Below are 24,145 nucleotides of genomic sequence, written 5' to 3'. Positions count from 1 at the left end.
CACCCTGCCTAGAGTTGTGTCTGCAAGGGACTTGGTTGCCTAACCAGGCGTCTCGCATCTGAGCAACGGCAGCGATTCACCACCGCAAAAGTGCCAAAACCCAAACTGACCACCGATTTAGAGGTGCCGGTAACTGGCACAGGGCTGGCATACAGCTACGAACGCGTCTCGGACATCAATCAGGTCGACGGAGACGGGCTTGAGCGGCAGGAGACAGTCTGTTCAAGGTTCTGCGCCAAACACGGCCTCAAAGAGGCAGGCGTACTAAGGGACAAGGGTCTGAGCGCCTATCACCGGGTGCATCGGAAGAAAGGGATGCTCCGCTTCTTTATTGAGGCGAGGAAGGAACGCAAGGTCCCCGCTGGCTCAACACTGGTGGTAGAGCACTGGGACCGGTTCAGCCGCAGCAGCATCAGCCTCAGCGAGAAAGAGCTGCATGAACTGTGGGATAACGACCTCTCCCTATCGATCGTTTCTCAAGACTGGATAATCACCGAAGACAAATACAACAGCGATATATCTGTCTCGGTAACACTAAAGATGCTGCAAAAAGAAGCAAACTTTTTTAGTGAAAAACTTTCAGGAAGGATCGTAGACAAGTGGGAAAAACGAAGAAGCAGATATGAAGAGACAGGGGAGAAGTTTGCTTCTGAATCAGACTGCCCAGATTGGCTCTATGTAGAAGACGGCGACTTCACCATTAACGAAGAATTTGCAGATGTCGTGCGCAGGATTTTTGAACTAGCTAGCAGAGGGATATCAGCCTGGACCATTGCACAAATGTTCAACAAAGAAGAGATACCAACGAGCACAGGTGGACGATGGGGACATGGCAACGTCAGCCGAATCCTTAGAAACAGACAAGTAATAGGAATCAAGAAGCTTAGGAAGGATGGCGACGAAGAGATTGAAAACTATTTCCCAGCAATTATTGAGCGAACGTTATTCACCAAAGTCAGAGCCATCATCGACGAAAAGACACCCAAGAAAGGCAGCGGAAGGCGAGGTGGGCCGAATGGTAAGTGCGTCAACATTCTGAAGGGAATGACCTATTGCAGTTGCGGTGCAGCGATGAGTAGCGGCGAGAGTAACGGCAGAATCAGGCTTCGCTGCAACAGACCATCAGCAGAATGTGGTGCTAAGCACCGATCGATCCTCTATGACGAAACACTATTCCTGAGCGCATTCATGGATGCCCAGTGGGAAAAGCTTTTCAAAACTCAGCTGGATGAAAAGAAGATCAGAGTGCTGAAAAAGAAGCTAGCCAGAGAAGTTGAGGTGGCTGACAAGTTCGAGGGTGAACTGAAAAACGTTCAAAACAATCTCAATGTGCTTGGCAAATCAGCCGATGGAGTGGATCCAATAGTCATGAACAGCATGGCTGCGTTGATTACAAAGACCGAACAACAGGTCAAATCTGCCCAACGGCAAGCTGAGGCAACAAGGCAAGACATCAAGGTCTTGGAGCTACAGGCTGACAGTGAGTCGGTGGAGAAGAGGGTTAAAAAAGGGATTCAACAGTTCCTCACCGGCGACCGCTACGACATCGAAAAGCGGGAGGACTTCAATGATTGGTGCAAAACACTGGGCATCACCTTCACCTTCGTTGAAGCAGCCAACCCAGTGCCACGCATCAGACTCTCCAGCGCGACAGGTGCCGTTGAAATGCACCTCTACAGGGAAGACGGCCAAGCAGTTGGAGACACCAGCGTTGTGGATATGGAACTGTTTGACCTTGATGATGAGGTCATTGCCCAACGCATGGGCGAGATCTTGAAGGTGGCTGAGCCTCTGCGCCACGATTGCCCAGTGAAGGAAAAGAGCGCTGGAGCCTCCTGATGAAACGAATCCTCCTGCTTCTGCCGCTGCTGGCTGTTTCAGCACCCTCCGCCGCTGCAGTTGACCCGAAGATCGCTGAGTTCTGCATGAAGGCGACTGACTTCGCAGGCTGCGTTCAGACCATGACCGGTGGTCTCCCGCCCAAGCAGACAAAGGATGTTGAGGACGGGCTCAGGACCTGGACTCGCGATGACGGCAAAATCGTTCGGATGCGCGTCGAGTCGGTCAAAGCACTCAGCAAAAATGGGAGTTATGGCAGGTACCTGAAGTACCAATACGGGCTGCAGAGCAACAAGTACAACTCCATGTGGGGCGTGCAGGCCGACTGCCAGGACTACACAGCGAACTGGGATCAAGACAACGCTGGTTGGTTCAAAGTTGATGATCCAGACATGTATCTGACGCCAGGGGAAAAGAGCTACAAGTTCAACTCAACAACGGAAGCCAAGGCAGTCCTTGATGAGTTCTGCCCGCTCATCGACACCCTGCCTAAGGGCGGCGAAGTGGATTAAGGCTCCAACCCCTCAGCCTCAACCTGACTCCTGAGTTCATCCAACGTCCAGCAGAACAGTCGTAGTTGCGCTGGGTTTGGCTCCCGTGCCCAATAAAAGGGCGCACCATCGAGCACGACGCTGAGCTTGTCCTGCAACCGCTGCCAGTAGTCCGTTGAAATCTCTCGCCGAGGGTTGCCCCCGGCGAGAACTTCCGGCCGATCGGGCGTAACTCTTTGCGCTTTGCGTTGCGGTGCATCAATCCGCGGCCGTGTTGTTTGCCTGAACCTCGCCTCTAGGCCGGGGCGATGCAGCAGCCGGCGCTCGCTGTCGATGTACTCCAGCCGACCATCCCGCAGCGCCCGAGATACAGCTGAAACACTGCGATTCAGGATCGCGGCGGCCTCTTTTTGGGTGATCAGATCGCCTGTTGCCATGGTGCTGCTGTTGTTAGGCCCGGCCGGGCCTAATTGCGCTTAATCGGCCTTATTTGCGTTAGTTGCTGGGGCTGTACCTGGACACAACCTGCGGCTGCGACATCACCGCGGGTATTGACCGAAGAAGGACCCATCTTTAAGCAATTTCACAATATTGATCAAATCAGAGAAGTGTCGAATGGCTCAAGATGCCATCCTTCGAAAAAATATCGTCCGCCTCCAAGATTATTATAAAAATAACTGAAACCAGCTCCACGCTCACTGGTAGTCCAATACTTCGGCGAACCGTCTGAGGTCAAGTGTAAATCATGACCAGTCATAGAAAGATGTGCCACCTCTTTGCCCCTAGGTAGATCAAAAAATCCACCTTTCTTTTTCTTTGGAACAATTTTGTGCGAAGGAGAATAAACCTCCGCGCTTCCGTAAAACGCGTCATAATCAGACTCCCATGTCATATAGCCGCTCTTGCGATTCTTAATTACCTTTAAATTGCCTTTTTTGTTGAATTTAATTTTGCCCTTGTGGAAGGCTCTAGTCACATCGCCATCGGAATATATTTCTGTTTTCATCAGTCCTTTTTTGCTTAGCTGCACCTGAAGATACGTTTTGCCAGCCGGCGGAGCTTTGGTCGGGATTTTGCTTAACGAGCGCAGAATATTAACATCTTCCGCATCATAATCATATTCAACCATGTAAACAACGCCATCTCTGAAGCGATGCTTCACCCCGTTGGGGTAAAGAACATCAATTTTCAGACCGGTAATTTGATCTTTATCGCTCTTCTTTTTGTTTTTTCCCATAATTCACGATTAAGTCTTCAGCGATCATACGACTCAAGACAAATTCACTGCTTGATGCAATGCAATTCAAGCTCATGGTTTTGCAATCGCTGCGATTTGCTCATAACGGCTCCAGCTGTAACCAGAGCCCCAACGGTTGAGCGACTCCTGCAAATCCAACCAGTGACGCTCGGGCGGCTCAAAGCGTGATGGCCGCATGCTCTGCGAGGCGTAGGCCGTAATCCAGTTATGGCGCGGCATGACTGACCAGGGTTATGAACTGAGTTGAGACTTGACTGCTGAGGTGGTGGTCCTGGCTCTGGTGATCTGCCCTTGAAGTGCGGGCGGATCACCGTGCGTGGAAATAGTTGGGGGGAGGGAACTCCAACCTCCCCCCGTAGTGGCGCTCGTTCATCGCCACGATGTGATCGGCCTATGCCGAACCGACCACAACAAGGCTCCGGTCTCGAATCAGGCTGTCGACGTAGTTCTGCACGATCAGCTCGGTTTGGCCCGTGGTGCTCTTGCCGCCAGAGAAGGCATCAACGATCAGCTGAGGCGGGCCATAGAACAGCAACGTGATGGCGCTCATATCCGCCAGCAGCACCTTGCCTTCGGTTGCTGCGGTCGTGGCGAACACCGGGATGCCGGCGATCTTGTAGCCGTTACCCACGAAGCTCAACGTGGTGTCACCACCGCCGGTGGTGACCTGCTGCTTCAACAGCCCGGTCATATCTGAGGGATGCACCAGGAACCGTGCAGCGGTCAGATCACCGTTGGCATCCGCCAGCAGCTCGATCATGTCGACCAGCTCGGCATGAGTCGGGAGGGCGGCGCTGAACGTCTTCGAGCTGATGCCGGTGGTGTTGTAAATCCCGAGCGGCTGGTTGCTGCTGCCGCTGCCGGAAAAGTATTTCTTCTCGATCTCGACCTTGATGGTGCGGCGCAGCTCCGTGAGCAGCGAAGCCTCGAAGGCAGCCTTGTCGGTAGCCAACGCGGCAAGCCTGCGGCTGTAAGCAATCCGGCTGGAACAGCACTTGGGGGAACTCTGAATCGACTTGACGGTCAGAGCTGAGAACGACGGTGCTGCTGCGTTCTCGCTGATCCACGTCGTGTCGGTCACCTCGCCATCGAACACCGGCAGCGTTGCGGCGCTGGTGTCATTGAGCTGCACCACCTGGGCGCCGGCAGCCTCGAAAACAGTCTCCGGACGTACGGCCTGAGCGACAGGCAAAACACTGGTGACCGCCAAGGCTTGGCCACCATCAATCACGCCGGTTTCCAGATCTCGATACAGCTGAACAGTGGGCAAAGCCGCACCGGCACGGCCATGGTTTCCAAGCAACTCGAGCTGCATGCCAGACAGCCCGCGCTCATATTTGCCGCGTCGAATATCACCACCAATCTTCAGAGACTCGGCGAGATCGACGATCGAATATCGCTTCAGACGATGCATACCAACACCACAATCCTCTCCAAAACGTATCCCTAAAATGGGGTAAGTGTTGCCCAGTGATGGACATGCAATCAGAAGAATGGGTGTCCACTGAATGGATGGCTACTGAGATCAACCTCAGCAGCAAAACTCTCCAAAGATTTCGGAAGGCTGGCGTTCTACTGCCAGGTCGTCATTTCTACCGGTCCATGGGGAAACGCGGTCCGCTTTTTTGGAATCGCCACGCGGTCGTTCAGGCCGTTCGCTGTCGTACGGCCTGCCTGGAGTCGTAGTAGCCGCCTGGCTTGTGGATTGATCATTCCGCAATCACAGCGGTCAGATTGGCTCGGAGCATCATCATCACAAAGAGGAAACATATCTAGAATGCGATTAACAACAGGATAAACAATTAAATGGCGATTACTCACAACATCGACAGCATCATCAAGAAGTTGAATCTGATCGAGAAGGCATACCTGCCGCAGGCAGCAGAACAAGCATTGAAGTCATTCGGCTTTGAAAGTCGGAAGACTCTTGCTGATGCGATGCGTGACAAATATCAGACCGCAACCAACTACACGCTGAAGAGCCCTCGTTTCGAACATCGCGGTTCAGAACTACGGATTTACATCAACGACGATCAGAGGCAGAACCAGAGTGCTGCGCAATATTTGTTCCCCACCGACAGCAGCGACGGCAGGCGCCAGAAGCCGATTAAGCCCACCACGTTGGCGGGATTCCTTCAGGGCAAGTACGGCACCAACAAAATCGCGGTGCCGGTGCCCGGCTCCAGGGCCGGCCGCCAGTTCATCGCCAAGAACGGCAACCTCAAAGGCAAGAAGGTTCAGTCGCTGATCAGCCAACTCACGTCACCGAACCCAGCAGGGGCGGAGCGTTACTTCGTTCTGCCGGAACGCCATGGTGGCCTCGGCCCCGGTATCTGGAGGCGCTACAGGATCAAGAACCAGGTGTCGCTCGCCTTCGCCCTGGTGGATCAGAAGCCCAAGGTCGACACCCAGATCGACTTCCACGGCCTGCTGATCAAGAAAGCCGAGGAACAGTTGCCTGCGCTGATCGAGCAGAAGCTGCGGAGGCTGCTCCGGTAGCTCTTGCTACCAACTGGGGGTATCACTTGCCCCTTATGCAGATTCAGCAACGGAAGGCTTTGGTCAAGATCGCGCTCTTGGCATTTGGCTGGCCACTGGCTCTCAATCACTTCTATGACGGCAACACAGCTGGAGGTGTTGGCGCCTTACTCCTGACCTGGTTGGCATGGGTCACCATCATCGGAGTGATTTTCTGGATTTTCCCCTACTTCCAAGCACTCTTTGGCGCTCTCCGAGCCTTCGAAGGTTCTGACGACTGAACGATCAAGGCAGTAGGCATCCCGCGCCTGCATCTCTCGGAGGATGGGCGTCATCTCAGTGGGGTCCATCAGCCCGCCTCCACGTCGTGAGCTGAGCCAAACGGTTGCCAAACGGGTTCCTGCGGCTGAGAACCCTGTTCCCAACTCAACAAACGGTTCAAACGGGTTTGGCCGACTTCACCATCACCAGTGTCTGGAGAAAAGTCAGATTCCTGGTCAGAGGTGCTTGTTAGGCCCCCAGGGGCCTTGTTTTGGAAAAGTTCTGAACCCCTATGAGCTGAAACCTCTTCAGAACCGTTTGAACCGTTTGATCCGTTTGCTTCTGGGGTCTTGGCGTTTGCGAACCGTTCGTGAACCGTTTGGAGGTTGAAAGCTGCATCGATCACCCCTGGATGGTCAGCAGCATCGTCACCACGACGAAAGCGGATGAACGGCACCACGCTGCCTTTGCCATCGATTCGGTATTGCCCCTTATCCAGACGTCCTGGTGGCAATGGGATGCCGATGGCTTGCAGCATTTCCACCAGCGTTCGTTTGAACGTCTTGGTGGTGAGAGCCTCGCCAGTTTCGTTGGCCTCAAACCAGCTCCGGTAGTTGGTGAGGAGGTGGGTTTCAGGATCAGACTGGAGGTTGCCAACGCCCTGGGCGTGCAATGGCTTGCCGTCCTTCTTGAGCGTGGAGTCGTAAACCAACCGCTCGTTTGCCCATTGAGCCAGTGGGTCGGAATCCAGCAGAGATTGCTTGGCAGCATCACGCCGAGCCTCTGACGCCAGGTTTCGGCTCATTGCCCTGATGGCATCAGCCGGATCCATATCCAGAACCCAATTCACCATCGCTGACAGTTCTGGAACAAGGTCACCGATCCAGTTGCCTTCATCGTCGACTTCGCACATCTCGCGAAAATCTTTGTCATCGATGACCTTGTCGACAATCAAGCTGCGGCGCCGGTTGCTGATTGCAGCAGAAGCATCTTTGAAGCAGACAGGAGAATTGCCGGTGATGACAACACCACCCACATAGGTGAAGTCGACTTCTTCAGTGCTGTTCTTTTTCTCAGCGCGGATGCGGTCGCGACCTGTGAGGGCTTTGAGCATCTCCCCTTTGCCCTTGTAGTCCTGCGATTCGCTGAAGACGGCCAGCTTTTTGCCAGAGAGACGCTGGGTCTCAAAACGACTCTTGGAATCTTCGAGCTGGCTGAGGTCACAGCTGACCATGTTGGTAACGCCGACGATGGCCACGATCAGAGAGGTCAGTACTGACTTGCCGGAATTTGAGGCGCCAGTGATCTCCAAGAAGCACTTCATGCTGCGTCCGGTCAGAACGTGCCAAACGAAGGCGCGATACATCTCAACCAGCGCCGGATCACCAAGACGATCCAGAAGGAAGGCTTTGATCTTTTTCGGTTCGCGCTGTCCTGGCTCGTAGTTCAGGCGCAAAACAAAACGGTTCCCATTGTTTGGCGAGTGTTTGATGCACTCCCTGCTCTCCAAGTCGAGGCAGGTGTTGAGGAACGGCAGCAACCTGCGGCTCGCCTTGGGTATTGAGCTGGCGATGCCATTACGCAGCTGAAAGCGATCGCTGCTTAGGTCTCGAAAATCGCGGCTGCTCCAGCCGTTGCGAACGTAAAACTCCTCTTGGAGTGCGTTCACCGCATCGTGCGTGTTCTGCTCCTGCCAGTGCGTGCCAGTGAAGATGTCCCACTTCGTGGGTCCGGAGCGATTGGTCCTGATTTGAGTGCCAAGAGCCTCTGTGATGCGGTTGCCGCGTTGCAGTAACCGCTCAGGGTTCAACTCATGCTTCTCAGGCTCACTCCAGCGTTTACGAAGCCAATAGTCGTTCGTTTGCTCAGGGTGGGATGCACCCCGCAGCATGAGTTTTTCGCGGTCATCGTCATCCATTAGCGACGCCTGCTGAAACTCAGGATCGCTAAGGAGGGGATAGTCGCAGTGGTGATACAGCTCGGTCATGTATCGGCTGCGATCGCGAGGTTCGATACGTCCGATCTGACCTCTGAAAAAAGGATTTATGGGGACGCCAAACCACCGTTTTTCGTCTGCTGGATCCGCAAATAACGGCTCCATGTGGCTCTTAGCGATCAGAAGCGTCAGCCCGCCTTCCATTGCCGCCTTTTGATGGCGGAGAGCCTTCTCTTCCTCATCGGGACGGTCAGGTGTGACGTAGTAACAGCACCATGCGCCCCGATACCTGAGATCTGCATACCGCTGCACCATCTCCTGATGGGATTGGGCATGGTGCGGCTGGCAGAAGGCGTTCCTCTGACCGACATCCGCAGCCGCCTGTGCGTCGATGACATCAGGGAATTCGTAAACCACTCGATCTTCTGGATCCCTGGTTGACCGCAAGTCCTCCAGATAGGCGGAGACGCTTTCAAAGTTGAAGATCGACCAACCGTTAGGGCCAGGACCTTTGAGGAACCTGGTCTCACCAAAACCCTTGTTGGTTGGATCAGCATGCTCTGTGAGCAGCTCCAGGGTCTCTGGATCGCGAAATACCCGCTGGTGTGGGGAGAACTGATAGATCGTCCCCACAGGGCCATGTACTGGCCTGGTGGTGGTGGTCATACTGAAGACGAGAAATTTTTCGAACGCACAGACCCCTCACGCGGTTGCAGCCGCTGAGGGGTCTTTCCTTGTCAGAGCTTTCGGAGCGCAGCACGCACCACCTCAGCCCTGGTGGAGTTGCTGGCCTTGGCGACAGCATCGACGCGCTGAGCCAACTGACGGTCAACGTCAGCGGAGACGCGCACCTCGCGCTTGCCCTCGATGTTGATGGCTCTGGAGCTGGACATGAATCGGACCGGAACAGGTTCGATTCCGTTGTCTCAGACCCTGAGACTCATTGCAATCACTTGTGTTTGCGCTTCCGCCCGAACTTAGAAGGCTCGATGTGCGCACTTGACACCTTGAGGCTGCCGCGGGTGACGCCCAGCTGGTGGTGGATCTGCTCCTGGGACCAGACCTCCTGGGTGGCCATCCGACCCGCCAGAGCCTCGGCGTAAAGGCTGACGCGCCGTTGCGTCGCAGCGGCATCCTCATCGAGAAGTTCGAGCCGGATCCTGCGCACGCCTGCCCGCAGCAGCGACGGAAGCGCTTCAACGCCCGATTGCGCCGTGCCATTGAAAAGGGTGTTCCGACAACCCAGATCAGCCCGCAGGGGGTGTTCAACGCCACTGCGATCCCGCAGGGTGACGTGGTGCTTCTCACAGGGACGACCGCAATCGGTGTGGTCCTTGCCGTCCGAGAGGAATGCACAGAACAGGCAATGCTCCATGTGGAACAACGGCATGTGCTGGTGCAGGGTGACCTCCAGCAGCGCTGGATCAACGGCGGCGGCCAGATCCAGCAGTTGCTGAAGGTTGAGGTCGTAACTGGCCGTGAGTCGCTGCAGCGCCCAATGGTCGCGATACCACTGGAAACTCAGGGGGTTGGCGGTGTTGAGGGAAAAGTCACCAATGCAGGGGGCCAGCGGCGTGAGCACCTCCAGCTGATCGGCATTTCGCACCAGGAAACCGTCAGGACGGGCCCGAATCAGTGGCTCAAGCGACCAGCGTTCATCAGGGCGTGTGATCCGTGCACCGGCCAGCCATACACCCTCAGGCCAGCAGCCTCGGCCGATCGCCACCGCTTCCCGCAGCTCCCGAGGCTGCTCGAGATCCGCCACCACCGAGCGAATCGGCAGGTCCGTGCCGGAGAGATCCACCAAGGCCTGCAGCTGCTCCAGGCTGCGCACCAGCACCACCAAGCCTGGCTTGGTCTCGCTGAGGGGAGCGACAGCTGGTGGGCACATCTGAGCCAGCAGCTCCGTTGGGTCTGCCGTTTTGGTGGCTGCAGGGACAGGCCCTGAATCGGTGCTGCAGTCCCCTGTGGCCTCCAACTGCTCCAGCAGAGCCCTGCGCATGCGGTTCAGTTCCGCCACGGGCAGAAAAAGATCGCCCTCCAGTTCGATCTCCAGATGCTGAAGCGACCAACCGGTTCCCCCGAGGCGTCCCAATTGCTGCTCAAGCCGTTCCCGGTCCAAGGGGCGCTGCGAAGCACTCTGGAGCGGCATGGTGCTGCAGAGCTTCAGCTCAAATCCCTGGGGCTCCAGCACCTGCAACTCCAGCGGGGCATCCAGCCGACCGGACACCCGCAGCGCCAGATCCCGGGACCGAGCCTCCACCGTGCGACGGGCGGCACGCTGCCAACGGGACTGCCAATCGGGATCACTGGTGAGCCAGACCGAGGCGCCTGCTCTCAAGCCAGAGCCATCCACACGATCGGGCCCCAGGCGCAGCTTCCAGCGTTCGTCGCCCATCCGCTCACACACCATGATCCGGCCACCGATCTCCCGAGGCGGCTGCAGCGGGTCGGACGACAGTTGTTCCAGCACAAGGCCCTGCCCGGGATGCAGCTGTTCCCGGCTGCGCAGATGCAACCAACCACCCCGCTCCACCCGCAGCAACTGCCCCAGCAGCGGGCCCCTCTTCTTGCTCCAGCGGCCATGCACCAGACGGCGATGGTTCACCCCTTCCAGCCAACCGGTGGAAAGGCCTCGGGAAAAGGCCAGCTCAAGCTGGCGTTGCACCTGCGGCGCCGAAGCGGGGGTTTGATCCAGGCGCTGGCGATAGGCGTCGGTGACGGCAGCCACGTAGGCAGCATCCTTCAGACGCCCTTCGATCTTGAGGCTGGCCACGCCGATGCGCTGCAACTCCGGCAGCAGCTCCCAGGCCGCCAGATCCTGGGGCGAGAGGAGGTAGCGCTGGTCTTCAAGGGGGTGGGGTTGCCCATCCACCACCATTTCGTAAGGCAGGCGACAGGCCTGGGCACACTCACCTCGATTGGCACTGCGCTGCCCGAGGGATTCACTGGTCAGACATTGACCGGAATAGGCGACGCAAAGGGCGCCATGCACAAACACCTCCAACGGCATCGCAAGGTTCCGCTGAACCAGTTGTGTCTGCAGTCGCTCGAGATCACGCAGGGCCAGCTCACGGGCCAGCACCACCCGCTGGCAACCGAGCGCCGCAGCCTGGGCAATCCCCGCGGCACTGGTGATCGACATCTGGGTTGAGCCGTGCACACAGAGGTTCGGCACCAGCCGCTGGGCCAGGCGACAGAGCCCCACGTCCTGGACGATCACCGCATCCACACCGGCTCGATCTGCAGCGATCAGCAACTGAGCCGCTGACTCCAGTTCATCGCTGAACACCAACACGTTGAAGGTGAGGAATCCCTTCACCCCCCGCTGATGCAGCCACTGCATCACTTCAGGAAGGTCTTGCAGTCGGAAATTTTCAGCCCGCTGGCGGGCGTTGAAGGCATCAACGCCGAAATACACCGCATCGGCACCGGAGGCAGCGGCCGCCTTCATCGCAGCCCAGTCGCCGGCAGGTGACAGCAGTTCGGGAACGGTCAAGGGTCGCGCCTGGAGAAGCGACTGGCCGGCTCGAACAAACGCAGTGCATCCGCATTGCCCTCGTAGCGCCAATGCCAGGGCTCGTACATCACACCCTGTTTGTTGCCCTCAGGGAAGGACAACACGAAGTGATATCTCGCCGCATGGTCCTGCAACCAGCGAAAGGCGGCGGTGTCTTGAAAGCTCTGGGAGAGGTTGGTCTCAGGAAAACGGCCATCGCCGAGATCGACGGCGTAACCCGTGCTGTGCTCGGAGTAGCCCGGTGGAGCTGACACCTGGGCTCGCTCTTCGGCGGTCTGGTTCCGTTCGGAGGCCACATCAAAGAAGATCGATTCCTGGAGGGCCAAGGAGCGGAATCCACTGAGCAGACGCAGATCGATCCCGTCAGCCAAGGCAGAACGCATCATCGTGTCCAGGGCCTCGGCGGCTTTCACATTCAGCTTGATCCCCGGTTCAAAGACGATGAGTTGATCAGCGTCAGCCTCTCCGTAGGGGAAGTGGCCCAGGAGTCGGCCATCGGCGTCAGGACGTTCGCGAAAGCCTGAAATCTCAAGGCTCTGCGTGGGCTGGCGCCGTGACAGCAGCGTGGGAACCAGCATCACTACAGCCAGGCTTCCCGCACAGACGAGAACGAGCCCGAACAGCAATCCAGCTGCGCCATTTCCCTTGCGTTGACGCGGCTGCCGTGTTCGTCGAGCGACCGGAATGTCCTCCCGCTCGATGCGTCGCGCAGAGGAGGCCCGAACCAAGGCGCTGATGCGTGTTGTTTCGATCGTAAAGGCAGCAGCCAGCTCAACCCACAATGGTTGTTGTGACAGTGATAGCTTCACAAAACAATCCAGCGGAGACGGGCTGAGATGTTGCGAGTTGCGGTGATCGGCGGTGGCCCAAGTGGCTCCTGTGCTGCCGAAATTCTGGCCAAGGCGGGAATTGAAACCTGGCTGTTCGAGCGCAAACTCGACAACGCCAAACCCTGTGGTGGAGCCATTCCGCTTTGCATGGTCGAAGAGTTCGACCTGCCCGACGAAATCATCGACCGCAAGGTCCGCAACATGAAGATGATCTCCCCTTCCAACCGGGAGGTGGACATCAAGCTGGATCCCCTCGGTTACGACGAAAACGCCTACATCGGCATGTGCCGTCGTGAGGTGTTCGATGCCTTCCTGCGCAACCGCGCCGCCGATCTGGGCACAACCCTGATCAACGGCCTGGTCCAGAAGATCGACACCGGTGCAGACCGTCAGGGCCCTTACACCATTCATTACGCCGACTACAGCGGTGGTGGCCCGACCGGTGAGCAGAAGACTCTGGCTGTGGATCTGATCATTGGTGCCGATGGCGCCAATTCCCGAGTGGCGAAAGCCATGGACGCCGGGGATTACAACGTGGCCATCGCCTTCCAGGAGCGGATCAAGCTTCCTGCTGAGGAGATGACCTACTACGAAGATCTGGCTGAGATGTACGTCGGAACAGACGTCTCTCCCGACTTCTATGCCTGGGTGTTCCCCAAATACGACCACGTGGCCGTTGGAACGGGAACCATGCAGCAGAACCAGAGCCTGATCAAGGGTCTGCAAAGGGGCATTCGTGAGCGGGCCAACAAGCGCCTATTCCAGGGCGAAGTGATCAAGGTGGAAGCCCACCCAATTCCTGAGCACCCCCGTCCGCGCCGGGTTGTGGGCCGCATGGCCTTGGTGGGCGATGCAGCGGGCTACGTCACCAAGAGCTCCGGGGAAGGCATTTATTTCGCTGCCAAGAGCGGCCGGATGTGTGCCGAAGCGATTGTGGAAATCTCCAACAACGGTGCCTCCATCCCCACCGAAAAGCAGATCAAGTCGACCTACCTCAAGCGCTGGGACCGCAAATACGGTGCCACCTATGCGGTGCTCGACATCCTGCAGCGGATCTTCTATCGCAACGACGCTGCCCGGGAAGCCTTCGTCGAGATGTGCGACGACAAGGACGTGCAGAAGCTGACGTTTGACAGCTACCTGTACAAACGGGTGGTGATGATGAACCCCTGGCAGCAGATCAAGCTCACCCTCCGCACCCTGGGCAGCCTGATCCGGGGCGAGGCTCTGGCTCCATCCGTCTACAACCCTGTTCCTTCGGCCGTTGGCCGTTCCGACGGTGATTTCCTCGCGGAGGAAGCGGCCCAGCAGATCAAGGCTCAGGCTGGCGAATCCAAGGAGGGGAACTCCAAAGGTTCCGAGTCGAAGGAAAAGGCCGGCGTCTCCTGAGGGAGGCCGGCCCTCAACATCACTCCAACACCAATGACAACGCTGCTGGTCAGTTGCGTGACTCGATCGCCTTGCCAGCGGCATCCTTGATCCGCTCAATCCCCTGCTCAATGCTCTTGGCGGGGGATGTTTCTTTCTTGGTCGTCGACCAGACGTTGATGGCGTAAACGGCGGCAGCAGCCAAGATCAGCGCCGCAATCACGCTGCCCAGACCATTTCCTCCCTGGCGGATCACCACAGGCGGCTGGGTGGTGGTCGTCTGTTGATCAGGCATTTCGGCTCAAGCGGCTGGCCCCTGCTTAGCCGCAGAGGCCAGGGCTGCCTTCATTTGGATTGAATCGATTCAAATTCGGCCAAGACCGAAGCCTGATTGCGCAGGACCGCCAACAGGTTGAGGCGATTGAGCCTCAGCGCGGCATCGTCGACCATCACCATCACGCTGGTGTCACCATCAAAGAAGGCCTGGAGCGCCGGGGTTGCCGCGACGAGCGCATCGGCAAGGGCTTGATACGACCGCTGCTGAGCCAATGGCTGCAGCTGCTCGAGAGCTGCGAACAGATCTTTCTCACTGGCGGACTCGAACCGTTCGGCCTCAACCACTTCGCCGGCCACAAGCTGATCGCGTGCCAGATCACCTTTTTCGGCAAGCTTCGCTGCCCGCTGCACCACCGCCTGGACGGCATCCAGCTGACCGCTGTCCCGAAGGTCACGCAACAGTTGAATCCGCTGCTTGACATCCAGGGGATCACTGAGCAGACGCTGGCTGGAGACGGCATCACCAGCCACAGCCTGCACCAGATCAGGCGCAAAGCCGTCGTCTTCCAGTTGAGACACGATCCGCTGCCGCATCAGCTGACAGAGGTCGTTATGCAGTTGGCTGGCATCCACCGCAAAGGCCGGGAACAGAGCAGCCCACTCCTCCACGGCGTTGCTGAGGAAGGCCATGAGGTCGAGGCGCCAGGCCATGCGCCAGAGAATCTGCACAACACCATTGCCGGCCCGCCGCAGGGCATAGGGGTCGGAGGATCCGGTTGGTCGCTCTCCCTTGGCAAAGATGCTGAGCAGCAGCTCGAGCCGTTCCGCCAAGGCGACAACAGCTCCCGCGGGGGTTGCGGGCAGAGCATCACCGGCTCCCCGGGGCAGATAGTGCTCCACCACAGCGAGAGCAACATCGCGGGGTTCTCCCTCCTCCAGGAGGTATTTGCCCCCCATCAGGCCCTGAAGTTCAGGGAACTCACCCACCATCTGGCTGACCAGATCGTTCTTGCAGAAATGAGCGGCACGCTGGGCCGCATCCACCACGCCCTGATCAAGACCGAGTTGCTTCAACAGCAGGCCGGTGAGCCGCTCGATTCGCTCGGAGCGGTCCAGAAGACTTCCCAGGCCCTCGGCGAAGGTGACACGGTCGAGGGCTTCACGCCGGGAGTCGCTGGACTGACGCCGGTCAACATCGAGGAAAAATTCGGCATCCGCCAGGCGAGCTCCAAGCACGCGTTCATTGCCGCGAACAATCAAGGACGACGCCGGGGCCAGGCCATTCCCCACCAAAAGGAACTGGGGCCGAAGCACAGCCTCAGCGGTGAGTCGGAGCGGATCAGCCTCCAGACCAGGCACCTGCAGCGGCACATAACGCTGGTGGGCCTGCATCACCGTGCTGATCACCTCCGGAGGAAGCTGCAGGAACCGCTCAGCAATGGTTCCCTCGAGAATCCTGGGGTCTTCAACCAGGTCCACCAGTTCCTCAAACAGCGACTCCGGACAGTCGGGAGTTCCGTTGGCGGCCTGTGCCGACTGGTCCAGGCTGGTGCGAATTCGTTTGGCCCGCTCCGCACGATCGACAACAACGCCAGCGGCGGCAAGGGTCTCTCCAAACTGCTCCGCTGATGCGATGGAGAGTGGCTCGTCACCATGGAGACGGTGGGCACGGCTGAAACGATCGCTGCGGACCTCAGGGTCAGCGGCGCCCAGCACCACCGGGATCACCTCTGAACCCTTCAGCGCCAGCAGCCAGCGGATGGGGCGGCTGAAGCGCTGGGCTCCGGTGCCCCAGCGCATGAACCGCCGACCTTGCAACGCATCAATCCATTGGGGGATTAGCCCCTGGAGCAGTTCAACGCAGGCTTGACCGGGGGTGAGCACGGTTGCGAAGACACAAGGCCCCTTGGGAGTGTCACGCTGCTCAAGTGCTGAGGGATCAACCCCGCAGCGCTTGGCGAAACCGATCGCCGCTGGCCCTGGGATGCCGTCCTTAAAAGCCTGAGCCACGGGAGGGCCCTTGCGGTCTTCCTCAAGATCGGGTTGGCGGTCCTCCAGATCAGCAACGGAGACCACCAGACGCCGGGGGGTGCCGAACACCGACACCGCTCCATGGCCAAGCCTTGCCTCACGCAGATCACGGCTCACCCGTTGCTGCAGCTGGTCAAGCGCTTGCCTGACAAAATCGGCAGGAAGCTCCTCGGTGCCGATTTCCAGAAGAAAGGTTGCCGTCACGCCAAGGTCAGAGCCGGAAGCGACTGTATTGGAAGCCGTTTCGCTACGTTCAAATCAAGAAATCCTTTTCGGGGTGGGGGAAGGCTCCTTGGCAGTGGCGGAAACAGGAACTCAATCGCTGTCCAAGGCGGAGCAGCGCAAGCTGGACAGCGACCATCTACGCGACCCGTTGTTGAGCGAGCTCAGCAACGACGATGTTCGCTTCACGGAAGATGCCGTTCAACTGCTGAAGTTTCACGGCAGCTACCAACAGCACCACCGCGAACTGCGCAAGACGGACAAGGTTCGCAGCTGGCAGATGATGCTGCGGCTGCGCAGTCCGGGCGGACGCATCCCTGCCCGACTGTTCCTCGCACTCGATGACCTCTCCAACCGCCTTGGGGACGGAACTCTGCGGGCCACCACCCGTCAGGCCTTCCAGATGCACGGCATCGCCAAAGCCGACCTGAAAGAGGTGATCGGCACCATCGTTCGCAACATGGGCTCGACCCTGGCGGCCTGCGGGGACATCAACCGCAATGTGATGGCACCACCAGCTCCTTTTGAGAAAGGCGGCTATCCCGTGGCACGGCGCCTGGCCGACGACATTGCTGATCTACTCAGCCCCGAAGCGGCCGAGGGGGCCTATCTGGACCTCTGGGTGGATGGTAACCTGAGTTATCGCTTCAAGCCCAGCCGAGCCGTTCAGAAGGCCAGAAAGCGCCAGAGCGAGGGCGGCGTTTTTTCCGGCAGCACTGAGGAACCTCTCTACGGGGACACCTATCTACCCCGGAAATTCAAGGTGGCCGTCACCGTGCCGGGGGACAACTCTGTTGACCTGCTCACCCAGGACATCGGCCTGGTGGCCTTCACCGACCCCTCCGGCGATCTGCGGGGCTGCAACGTCTACGTGGGCGGTGGCATGGGCCGCACCCACAACAAGGAGGAGACCTTCGCCCGCACGGCGGACCCCTTGGGTTACGTCGATGCTGCCGACGTTCTGGATGTGGTTCAGGCGATCCTGGCGCTGCAACGGGATCACGGTGATCGGGAGGTGCGCAAGCACGCCCGCATGAAGTATCTGCTGCACGACAAGGGAATCCAGTGGTTCCGCGACACCCTGTGCGCGACCTACTTCAAGGGAAGCCTCAAGGGGCTGCGCAATGAGCCCAAGGCCAAGCTTTTGGACTATCTCGGCTGGCATCGCCAGAAGGCAGGGATGTGGTTCGTGGGACTTCCCCTGCTCTGTGGCCGCCTGAACGGAGATCTCAAGGCAGGGCTGAGGGAGCTGGTGGAGACCTACCAGCTGGAGATTCGCCTCACCGCCAACCAAGACCTGCTGCTGTGCAACATCGGCACCTCCCAGCGAGCCAGCATTCGAACCCAGCTGGAAGCCCTCGGGTTTGAGGTGCCTGAAGCTCCAGCACCTCTGGCCAGGCATGCGATCGCCTGCCCAGCTCTACCCACCTGCGGGCTCGCCATCACCGAATCTGAGCGCATCCTTCCGGATGTTCTGGATCGCCTCGATGCCCAGCTGCGACGTCTCGAGATTGAAAAGTCCCTGCTGGTGAGGATGACCGGCTGCCCCAACGGCTGTGCCCGCCCCTACATGGCGGAGCTGGGCTTGGTGGGCAACGGTGTTAACCAGTACCAGCTGTGGCTCGGCGGCACCCCCAATCTCCAGCGTCTGGCGCGCCCTTACCTGGAAAAACTGCCCTTGGATGATCTGGAGACAACCCTTGAACCGCTCCTCCTCAGCTGGAAAGCCGCCGGTGGACGTCGCAGCTTCGGGGACCACATCGAGAAGCTTGGTGATCAGGAAGTGAGCGCGCTGTTGACGGCCTCGGCGTAGACCGCCACAGCTGCACCTTTTCGCCAGGCCCAGAGCTGATCGCCGAACGAGTAGTGCCACCACTCGTTCGGATGCTGGGCAAAGCCGGCTGATCCCATCACTTCAGCCAGCAACTGCCGGCGTTGATGCCAGCGTCGAGCTTCGGAATCCTGCCGACCGGCGTAGTGCTGCGGTTCAGACACCGCACCTATGGCATCAATCTCTCCCCCCATGGCCAGCGGCGTTCCATCGCTGCTGCTGAGGGTGAGATCAACAGCCGCACCGGTGCTGTGGGGAGGCGGGGTCGCAGGATCCCGACTGGGAGCAGCCCAGAAGCGCCCCACATCGGCCACCACCTGATCGAAGGCGTGCCCTGAGCGCGCTTCCACGCCGCGTTCACGGCAGAGTTCCGCAATGCTGTGGTCCACCATGAAGGCTTGCACGGCGATCGGCCGCCAGGCATCAAAAATGCTCAGGCGCAGGCGGGGATCGTGCTCAACCAGCTGCTGCTGAGCATCAAGCAGGCGCTGAACGACCCCCAGGCGCAATTGAAAGGGATTCCCCGACGTCCCATAGGGCGCCCCCAGCGCCATGTACGGGTGAGGTTCCATCCGCAACAAAGCGGGAGGCAGCGCTTGCAAAGGCTCGCCGCACTCTTCGATTGGAATCGGACTCCAGGGGCGCATCGAATCGCGGCAACGGGATGGATCAGTTCAAGGGGGTGCCACCGCTGAGGCGACGCTGCTGGGCCTCCAGGGTCTCGCGCAGCAACGGGTGCTGCTTGAGCTCAGGATCGTTGTTCAACAGCTCCTGGGCGGCTGTTCGTGCGTCCTCCAGCACAGCACCATCATCGGCAAGGCTGGCCAAGGCCAGATCAGGCAGGCCCGACTGTCGGGTTCCCAGCACCTGGCCAGGCCCCCGCAAGCGCAGATCCATCTCGGCGATCTCGAAGCCATCGGTGGAGCGCACCAGCACATCCAGACGCTGGCGGGCCAGGGGATTGGAGCTGCCATTGATCAACAGGCAATGGGAGGCAGCGGCGCCACGGCCAACGCGCCCCCGCAACTGATGCAGCTGCGCCAGGCCGAAACGTTCGGCATGGTCGATCACCATCACGCTGGCTTCGGGCACGTCCACGCCCACTTCCACCACCGTGGTCGACACCAGCACCTGAGTCGTGCCAGCAGCGAAATCGGTCAGCACCGCCTGCTTTTCAGCACTGGAGAGACGCCCATGCAGCAAACCAACGGCCAGATCTGGGAATACCTCCGAGGCCAATTCAGCGTGAACTTCAACGGCTGAGCGAAGCTCGAGCTTTTCAGACTCGTCCACCAGAGGCAGAACGACATAGGCCCGCTGGCCCAGCTGCACCTCCTCACGGATCAACTCATAGGCCTTCTCCCGCTTTGCGGCCGTGAGCATGCGGGTGCGAATCGGTGTTCGCCCTGGCGGCAATTCATCGATCTGGCTGACATCGAGATCCCCATGCATCGAGAGCGCCAGGGTCCGAGGGATCGGTGTTGCCGTCATGGTGAGCAGATGGGGCTGCAAGCCCTTGTTGAGCAGGCGATCCCGTTGATGCACACCGAAACGGTGCTGTTCATCCACCACCACCAGCCCCAGGCGGTTGAAAACGACAGGATCCTCGAGCAAGGCATGGGTGCCCACCAGCACCTTCAGCGAACCGTTGGCCAGGTCATCCAGCAGCTCCCGACGGCGGGGCCGCGGCGTGGATCCCGTCAGCAAGGCGACGCTCACATGGAGCTGAGGCAGCCACTGACAGAGGTTGCGGTAATGCTGCTCGGCCAACACCTCCGTGGGGGCCATCAGGGCCCCCTGCCAGCCCGAGGCAATGGTGCTGAGCAACGCTGCAATGGCAACCACCGTTTTGCCCGAGCCCACGTCACCCTGCACCAGACGAGCCATGGGTTCGCTGCGCGCCAGATCGGCTTCGATCTCCTGAAACACCCGTTGTTGGGCTGCGGTGAAGCGGAAGGGCAGAAGATCCATGAACTCCCCCACCAGCCCATTGGCACTGGATTGGAGATCCAGGTCCGGACCCGTCCGGGAGCGCAGCGCCTGGCGTCGGCGCAACAGACCGAGCTGCAGGAGCAGAAACTCATCGAACACCAGCCGGCGCCGTCCCCGATCGAGGCTTTCGCGGTCCTTGGGCGCATGCAGGGCCTGCAGGGCCTCCGACAGTGCCGGCAGCTGGAATTGCCGCTGGATCGCGGCGGGGAGAGGATCAGGCCACGATGCCGCGAGGGGCAGGACCTGATCGATCAGGCTGCGGAACCGATCCGCGCCAACTCCTTCGGTGAGGGGATACACCGGGAGAAGCCGTCCGATGCTGGGGGATTTGACTGGAGACGAGGGGCTGTCCAGCACCTCGATCAACGGATCCTGAAAGGTGATGCCGTAGGGGCCGTCTTTCACCAGACCACTGACGGCCACGGTGGCACCAACGGGGTAGAGACGCTGCTGGCCCTTGAGGTAAGCCGGAGAACTGAAGCGTTTGCCCGCCAGGAAACGGCTCACCTTCAGGCGACCGGTCGGGTCCTGCAGCTGGAGCTCAATGATGGCGAGGTTGGTGTTCCGTGGGCTGACGAATCCGTTGCAACGGCGAATCGTGGCGACGATCGTGGCTGTTTCCCCCGACACCAGCGCCTCAATGCGGCGCATCGCGGAGTAATCGACATGATCACGGGGGTAATAGCGGAGCAGGTCACGCACCAGAAGCAGGCCGATCGAAGCCAGCCGTGCCGCGAATTTCGGACCCACACCACGGATCTGGGTGATGGGACTATCGAGCTGCAGTGGTGAGCTGGCACGCTGCTGGGGCGACGCCTGAACCTTGAGGCGTGGCGGTGCCATCGGAGCCGAGGGTTCCAGGCGATGGCGCAGCTCATGCAGCCACTGACGGGCATCGGTGACCAAGCGACGGCGGGCCGGATCAGCGAGCTCCGGATAGTCGGCAAAGCCAGAGCTGAGCTTGGACATGCGTTCACTGACCCCCTGGGGGAAGGGAACGGCCGGAGGCGCTGCGAGTTGCTGCTGCAGAAAGGCGTGAAAGCGCTGCTGGCGACCCTGCAGATTCTGAAAACCACGGTCGGCCTCCAACCCCAGCGAGCGCTGAAGGGGAAGCATCCAGGTGAGGAGCAGCGACAGCTGCTCGCTGGTCAGTCCCCGCTCAGCTGCTGCGTTGAATCCGATGGGGTCTGCCAATGGGTCCGGGCCTCACGATCCAGGGAGCGACGCTGCCAATGACGCTGCTGCCGCACCATTGTGAGCAGAGCATGGTGGTGAGCGCGCAATCGTTTGCGGCACTGACGCAGACGTGGGCTGTCGAACTCCAGATCGTTGCTGCGTAAGAGCACACAGAGCACATCCATGCCCTGGTCGAGCTCACCGACGGCCAGAGGGAGGCGCAGGCGAAGCACGTTCGTGGCGGTTGGCTGCGTTTCGACCTGCCCCTTCAGGACAGCATCCAGAAGGCTGATAGGAAGGAGGGTCTGGGCCAGTCCTGACCGCAACATCTGCACATTCACCGCATGGGACAGGTTGCGAAGGCGTCGCTCAAGCGCCTGATCCATGGCCTGAATCCAGTGCAACAGCGCATCCGGTTCATTCGGGATAAAGTTGTCGTTGCCCTCCACCGAAGGATCAAGAACAGCACCGGGATCAAGGGGCTGTTGGGCCTGCTGCATCGCATCACCGGCCAGCTCGAACAGTGAGCGGAGCACATCCAAATCAACCGAAGATTTGTTGTCTGCGGGTTCAGGGACCGGTTCTTTAACGGGGTCCGGGGAAGCCGTCCTCGGGGGGGATTCAAGCGGTGAAGCCAAGCTCAACTGAATGGATCCGCTCGGTTCTTCCCGTGGGAGCTCAGAGGTGGGTGGCTCGGGTTCAGGCGCACTCTCCTGGGACTGGCGACTGAGCTTCTGCAGCATGCTTCTGCTGGCATGGGCCTGCTGGCGCCGTTGCTCCTGCTGCATCTGCCCCACCAGCTGCATCAGCTGCTCAACTGTGAGCAGAACGCTGCAGCGGTCGATCAGGTCTGTGACCGCTGCATGGAAATTCTGACGGGTCGACTCCGGCAGTCGACCAAAACGGGAGGGATCAACCTCACCGAGAAGATTGAACAGGGCCTGACGGGTGGCTCCTTCCAGCAGTTCCCGCAGCACCTGAAGATAGAGAGCCTGCTCCCTGTACAGGGCGATGGCCCGCAGCCGGCACAACCGTTGAAGGCGTGCCAGCTGTTCTGACGGGTCGTAAGCAGGCCTGACGTCCGGGTCGGACAAGGGAATCAGCCGGCGTTCTGCATGGACGCCACTTCAGCAGCGAAATCGTTCTCTTCCACCTCGATGCCCTCGCCCAGGGTGTAACGCGTGAAGCGACGAACTTTCACGTTCTCGCCGATCTTGCCAGCGGTTTGCTTGACGAGGTCAGCAACGGTGATGGAGCTGTCCTTGATGAAGGGCTGCTCCATGAGGGCGAGTTCCTTGAGGCGCTTGCCGATGCGGCCCTCAACGATCTTTTCCTTCATCTGCTCAGGCTTGCCCTCGAGATCGTCACGACCCATCTCGATCGCCTTTTCCCGCTCACGGATCTCGTCGGGAATCTCGTCGGTGGTGACGTACTCAACGTTGGGGCATGCCGCCACCTGCATGGAGACATCACGCAGCAGCGACTGGAACATGTCGCCCCGGGCCACGAAGTCGGTTTCGCAGTTCACCTCAACCAGCACACCCACGCGGGCACCGGTGTGGATGTAGCTGCCGATGGCACCCTCGGCGGCGGTGCGGCCGGATTTCTTTTCAGCGCTGGCGATGCCTTTCTGGCGAAGCCACTCAACGGCCTTGTTGGCATCGCCTTCCGTGGCGGCCAGGGCCTTTTTGCAATCCATCATCCCCGCGCCGGTCTTGTCGCGCAGTTCTTTGACAAGCTTGGCGGATACGGCAGCAGCCATCGGTCGGAGCAGTGAGAAGGGAAATTGAATCGCCGCCGATTCCTTGATTGGAATCAGCGGCGTGAACTTAGCGGGGAGAGGAGATCAGCCTTCGCTGTCGCCACCACGCTGATCGTTGGAACCGTGGCGGCCCTCATTGATCGCATCGGCCAGACGGCCCAGGATCAGTTGCACAGAACGAACGGCGTCGTCGTTGCAGGGAATCGGCACCTCACAGAGGTCCGGATCGCAGTTGGTGTCCAACATGGAAACCAGGGGGATGTCGAGCTTGCGGGCTTCGAGCACAGCATTCGACTCACGACGCTGGTCCACCAGGACCACAACATCGGGAAGGCGACGCATGTTCTTGAGGCCACCCAGATACTTCTGAAGACGCTCGAGTTCGCGACGCAGCACCGCACCTTCCTTCTTGGGGCGCATGGCGATGGCGCCGCTGGACTCCATCCGCTCCAGATCCTTGAGACGGTCGATCCGCGCCTTCATGGTGGTCCAGTTGGTGAGCATGCCGCCCAACCAGCGCTGGTTCACGTAGGAGGCTCCGCAGCGGGCGGCTTCCAGCGCCACAACTTCAGAGGCTTGCTTCTTGGTGCCAACGAAGAGGAAACGCTTGCCGCTGCGTGCTGCAGAACGGGTCCACTTGTAGGCGTTGTTCATGCAGACGGCGGTCTGCACGAGGTCGATGATGTGAACGCCGTTGCGCGCGCAATAGATGTAGCGCGACATCTTGGGGTTCCAACGACGAGTCTGGTGCCCAAAGTGGGCACCAGCCTCCATCATCTCGGCGAGGGTGACGACAGCCATGGTTTGAGGGTTTCGGGTTCGCCTCCACCTGCCAGGGACCTGAACAACCAGCAGGGGCTGGTCTCACGGTGCA

The 24,145-nt window shown here is 59.4% G+C and carries 21 protein-coding genes; 6 read left to right on the top strand and 15 right to left on the bottom strand.

Annotated elements, in window-relative coordinates; genetic code table 11:
- The first annotated feature begins 90 nt into the window (after positions 1–90).
- Both SynRS9907_RS06310 and SynRS9907_RS06305 read left to right on the top strand, forming a co-directional pair.
- The gene (locus SynRS9907_RS06310; RefSeq protein WP_188022191.1) at positions 91–1,839 is read left to right on the top strand and encodes a recombinase family protein; all 1,749 of its coding nucleotides are present in this window, start codon (positions 91–93) and stop codon (positions 1,837–1,839) included.
- Complete coding sequence (locus SynRS9907_RS06305) at positions 1,839–2,351, top strand: hypothetical protein (RefSeq protein ID WP_188022190.1); 513 nt, start codon at positions 1,839–1,841, stop codon at positions 2,349–2,351. Before SynRS9907_RS06310 ends, SynRS9907_RS06305 begins: the two co-directional genes overlap by 1 nt.
- Here SynRS9907_RS06305 and SynRS9907_RS06300 read toward each other — a convergent pair.
- The 4 genes from SynRS9907_RS06300 to SynRS9907_RS06285 form a co-directional block, all read right to left on the bottom strand.
- Entirely contained in the window at positions 2,348–2,767 is a 420-nt protein-coding gene (locus SynRS9907_RS06300) for a hypothetical protein (protein WP_188022189.1), read from the bottom strand. The genes SynRS9907_RS06305 and SynRS9907_RS06300 overlap by 4 nt on opposite strands.
- Positions 2,768–2,925: 158 nt before the next feature.
- The gene (locus SynRS9907_RS06295) at positions 2,926–3,567 is read right to left on the bottom strand and encodes a hypothetical protein (RefSeq protein WP_188022188.1); all 642 of its coding nucleotides are present in this window, start codon (positions 3,565–3,567) and stop codon (positions 2,926–2,928) included.
- Positions 3,568–3,639: 72 nt separating this feature from the next.
- Positions 3,640–3,807 (bottom strand): hypothetical protein, encoded by a 168-nt coding sequence (locus SynRS9907_RS06290; protein WP_188022187.1) that lies wholly within the window; start codon positions 3,805–3,807, stop codon positions 3,640–3,642.
- Positions 3,808–3,979: 172 nt separating this feature from the next.
- Positions 3,980–5,002: a phage major capsid protein gene (locus SynRS9907_RS06285; RefSeq protein ID WP_188022186.1), complete on the bottom strand. Its 1,023-nt coding sequence runs from the start codon at positions 5,000–5,002 to the stop codon at positions 3,980–3,982.
- A 392-nt stretch (positions 5,003–5,394) separates the two neighbouring features.
- On the opposite strand from SynRS9907_RS06285, the gene SynRS9907_RS06280 reads away from it, so the two are divergent.
- Together SynRS9907_RS06280 and SynRS9907_RS06275 are read left to right on the top strand one after the other, a co-directional pair.
- A complete protein-coding gene (locus SynRS9907_RS06280; RefSeq protein WP_188022185.1) occupies positions 5,395–6,087 on the top strand; it encodes a hypothetical protein in 693 nt (230 codons plus the stop codon).
- Between the two features lie 35 nt (positions 6,088–6,122).
- On the top strand, positions 6,123–6,347 hold the full coding sequence (locus SynRS9907_RS06275; protein ID WP_223157685.1) for a hypothetical protein: 225 nt from the start codon (positions 6,123–6,125) through the stop codon (positions 6,345–6,347).
- 68 nt (positions 6,348–6,415) lie between these two features.
- Here the strand turns inward: SynRS9907_RS06275 and SynRS9907_RS06270 are convergent, their stop codons facing one another.
- The 4 genes from SynRS9907_RS06270 to SynRS9907_RS06255 all read right to left on the bottom strand — a co-directional run bounded on the left by SynRS9907_RS06270 (position 6,416) and on the right by SynRS9907_RS06255 (position 12,511).
- Positions 6,416–8,929 carry a DUF5906 domain-containing protein gene (locus SynRS9907_RS06270; protein ID WP_188022183.1) on the bottom strand — a complete coding sequence of 838 codons (2,514 nt, stop codon included), beginning with the start codon at positions 8,927–8,929 and terminating at the stop codon, positions 6,416–6,418.
- Positions 8,930–9,000: 71 nt separating this feature from the next.
- Positions 9,001–9,156 carry a ribbon-helix-helix protein, CopG family gene (locus tag SynRS9907_RS06265; RefSeq protein WP_188022182.1) on the bottom strand — a complete coding sequence of 52 codons (156 nt, stop codon included), beginning with the start codon at positions 9,154–9,156 and terminating at the stop codon, positions 9,001–9,003.
- Between the two features lie 56 nt (positions 9,157–9,212).
- On the bottom strand, positions 9,213–11,762 hold the full coding sequence (locus SynRS9907_RS06260) for a U32 family peptidase (protein WP_188022181.1): 2,550 nt from the start codon (positions 11,760–11,762) through the stop codon (positions 9,213–9,215).
- Positions 11,759–12,511: a M15 family metallopeptidase gene (locus SynRS9907_RS06255; protein WP_188022180.1), complete on the bottom strand. Its 753-nt coding sequence runs from the start codon at positions 12,509–12,511 to the stop codon at positions 11,759–11,761. Before SynRS9907_RS06255 ends, SynRS9907_RS06260 begins: the two co-directional genes overlap by 4 nt.
- 108 nt (positions 12,512–12,619) lie before the next feature.
- Here SynRS9907_RS06255 and chlP point away from each other — a divergent pair, with 108 nt between their 5' ends.
- Positions 12,620–14,002 (top strand): geranylgeranyl reductase, encoded by a 1,383-nt coding sequence (gene chlP / locus SynRS9907_RS06250; protein WP_114989068.1) that lies wholly within the window; start codon positions 12,620–12,622, stop codon positions 14,000–14,002.
- 49 nt (positions 14,003–14,051) lie between these two features.
- Here the strand turns inward: chlP and SynRS9907_RS06245 are convergent, their stop codons facing one another.
- Positions 14,052–14,276, bottom strand: coding sequence for a hypothetical protein (locus SynRS9907_RS06245; protein ID WP_255446014.1), 225 nt, complete (start codon positions 14,274–14,276; stop codon positions 14,052–14,054).
- 50 nt (positions 14,277–14,326) lie between these two features.
- A complete protein-coding gene (glyS, locus tag SynRS9907_RS06240) occupies positions 14,327–16,492 on the bottom strand; it encodes a glycine--tRNA ligase subunit beta (protein WP_188022179.1) in 2,166 nt (721 codons plus the stop codon).
- A gap of 88 nt (positions 16,493–16,580) precedes the next feature.
- Between glyS and SynRS9907_RS06235 the strand changes: the two genes are divergently transcribed.
- Positions 16,581–18,323 carry an NADPH-dependent assimilatory sulfite reductase hemoprotein subunit gene (locus SynRS9907_RS06235; RefSeq protein ID WP_188022377.1) on the top strand — a complete coding sequence of 581 codons (1,743 nt, stop codon included), beginning with the start codon at positions 16,581–16,583 and terminating at the stop codon, positions 18,321–18,323.
- Here the strand turns inward: SynRS9907_RS06235 and SynRS9907_RS06230 are convergent.
- The 5 genes from SynRS9907_RS06230 to rpsB form a co-directional block, all read right to left on the bottom strand.
- Positions 18,287–18,988, bottom strand: a complete 702-nt coding sequence (locus tag SynRS9907_RS06230; RefSeq protein WP_188022178.1) for a M15 family metallopeptidase — start codon at positions 18,986–18,988, stop codon at positions 18,287–18,289. The genes SynRS9907_RS06235 and SynRS9907_RS06230 overlap by 37 nt on opposite strands.
- A gap of 22 nt (positions 18,989–19,010) precedes the next feature.
- Positions 19,011–21,527, bottom strand: a complete 2,517-nt coding sequence (gene recG, locus SynRS9907_RS06225) for an ATP-dependent DNA helicase RecG (protein ID WP_188022177.1) — start codon at positions 21,525–21,527, stop codon at positions 19,011–19,013.
- On the bottom strand, positions 21,482–22,603 hold the full coding sequence (locus SynRS9907_RS06220; RefSeq protein WP_188022176.1) for a hypothetical protein: 1,122 nt from the start codon (positions 22,601–22,603) through the stop codon (positions 21,482–21,484). Before SynRS9907_RS06220 ends, recG begins: the two co-directional genes overlap by 46 nt.
- A 5-nt stretch (positions 22,604–22,608) precedes the next feature.
- Positions 22,609–23,271, bottom strand: a complete 663-nt coding sequence (tsf, locus tag SynRS9907_RS06215; RefSeq protein ID WP_038555235.1) for a translation elongation factor Ts — start codon at positions 23,269–23,271, stop codon at positions 22,609–22,611.
- Between the two features lie 84 nt (positions 23,272–23,355).
- Positions 23,356–24,072, bottom strand: a complete 717-nt coding sequence (gene rpsB, locus SynRS9907_RS06210) for a 30S ribosomal protein S2 (protein ID WP_006850376.1) — start codon at positions 24,070–24,072, stop codon at positions 23,356–23,358.
- Positions 24,073–24,145 lie beyond the last annotated feature (73 nt).

The organism is Synechococcus sp. RS9907, assembly GCF_014279615.1.
Taxonomy (GTDB): domain Bacteria; phylum Cyanobacteriota; class Cyanobacteriia; order PCC-6307; family Cyanobiaceae; genus Parasynechococcus.
This window is presented reverse-complemented; position numbering and strand designations above follow the sequence as displayed.

Excerpts from the sequence above, each read along its gene's own strand:
- SynRS9907_RS06305 (WP_188022190.1), top strand. The coding sequence starts at position 1,839 with ATGAAACGAATCCTCCTGCTTCTGCCGCTGCTGGCTGTTTCAGCACCC.
- SynRS9907_RS06300 (WP_188022189.1), bottom strand. The coding sequence starts at position 2,767 with ATGGCAACAGGCGATCTGATCACCCAAAAAGAGGCCGCCGCGATCCTG.
- SynRS9907_RS06295 (WP_188022188.1), bottom strand. The coding sequence starts at position 3,567 with ATGGGAAAAAACAAAAAGAAGAGCGATAAAGATCAAATTACCGGTCTG.
- SynRS9907_RS06290 (WP_188022187.1), bottom strand. The coding sequence starts at position 3,807 with ATGCCGCGCCATAACTGGATTACGGCCTACGCCTCGCAGAGCATGCGG.
- SynRS9907_RS06285 (WP_188022186.1), bottom strand. The coding sequence starts at position 5,002 with ATGCATCGTCTGAAGCGATATTCGATCGTCGATCTCGCCGAGTCTCTG.
- SynRS9907_RS06280 (WP_188022185.1), top strand. The coding sequence starts at position 5,395 with ATGGCGATTACTCACAACATCGACAGCATCATCAAGAAGTTGAATCTG.
- SynRS9907_RS06275 (WP_223157685.1), top strand. The coding sequence starts at position 6,123 with ATGCAGATTCAGCAACGGAAGGCTTTGGTCAAGATCGCGCTCTTGGCA.
- SynRS9907_RS06270 (WP_188022183.1), bottom strand. The coding sequence starts at position 8,929 with ATGACCACCACCACCAGGCCAGTACATGGCCCTGTGGGGACGATCTAT.
- SynRS9907_RS06265 (WP_188022182.1), bottom strand. The coding sequence starts at position 9,156 with ATGTCCAGCTCCAGAGCCATCAACATCGAGGGCAAGCGCGAGGTGCGC.
- chlP (WP_114989068.1), top strand. The coding sequence starts at position 12,620 with ATGTTGCGAGTTGCGGTGATCGGCGGTGGCCCAAGTGGCTCCTGTGCT.
- SynRS9907_RS06245 (WP_255446014.1), bottom strand. The coding sequence starts at position 14,276 with ATGCCTGATCAACAGACGACCACCACCCAGCCGCCTGTGGTGATCCGC.
- SynRS9907_RS06230 (WP_188022178.1), bottom strand. The coding sequence starts at position 18,988 with ATGCGCCCCTGGAGTCCGATTCCAATCGAAGAGTGCGGCGAGCCTTTG.
- tsf (WP_038555235.1), bottom strand. The coding sequence starts at position 23,271 with ATGGCTGCTGCCGTATCCGCCAAGCTTGTCAAAGAACTGCGCGACAAG.
- rpsB (WP_006850376.1), bottom strand. The coding sequence starts at position 24,072 with ATGGCTGTCGTCACCCTCGCCGAGATGATGGAGGCTGGTGCCCACTTT.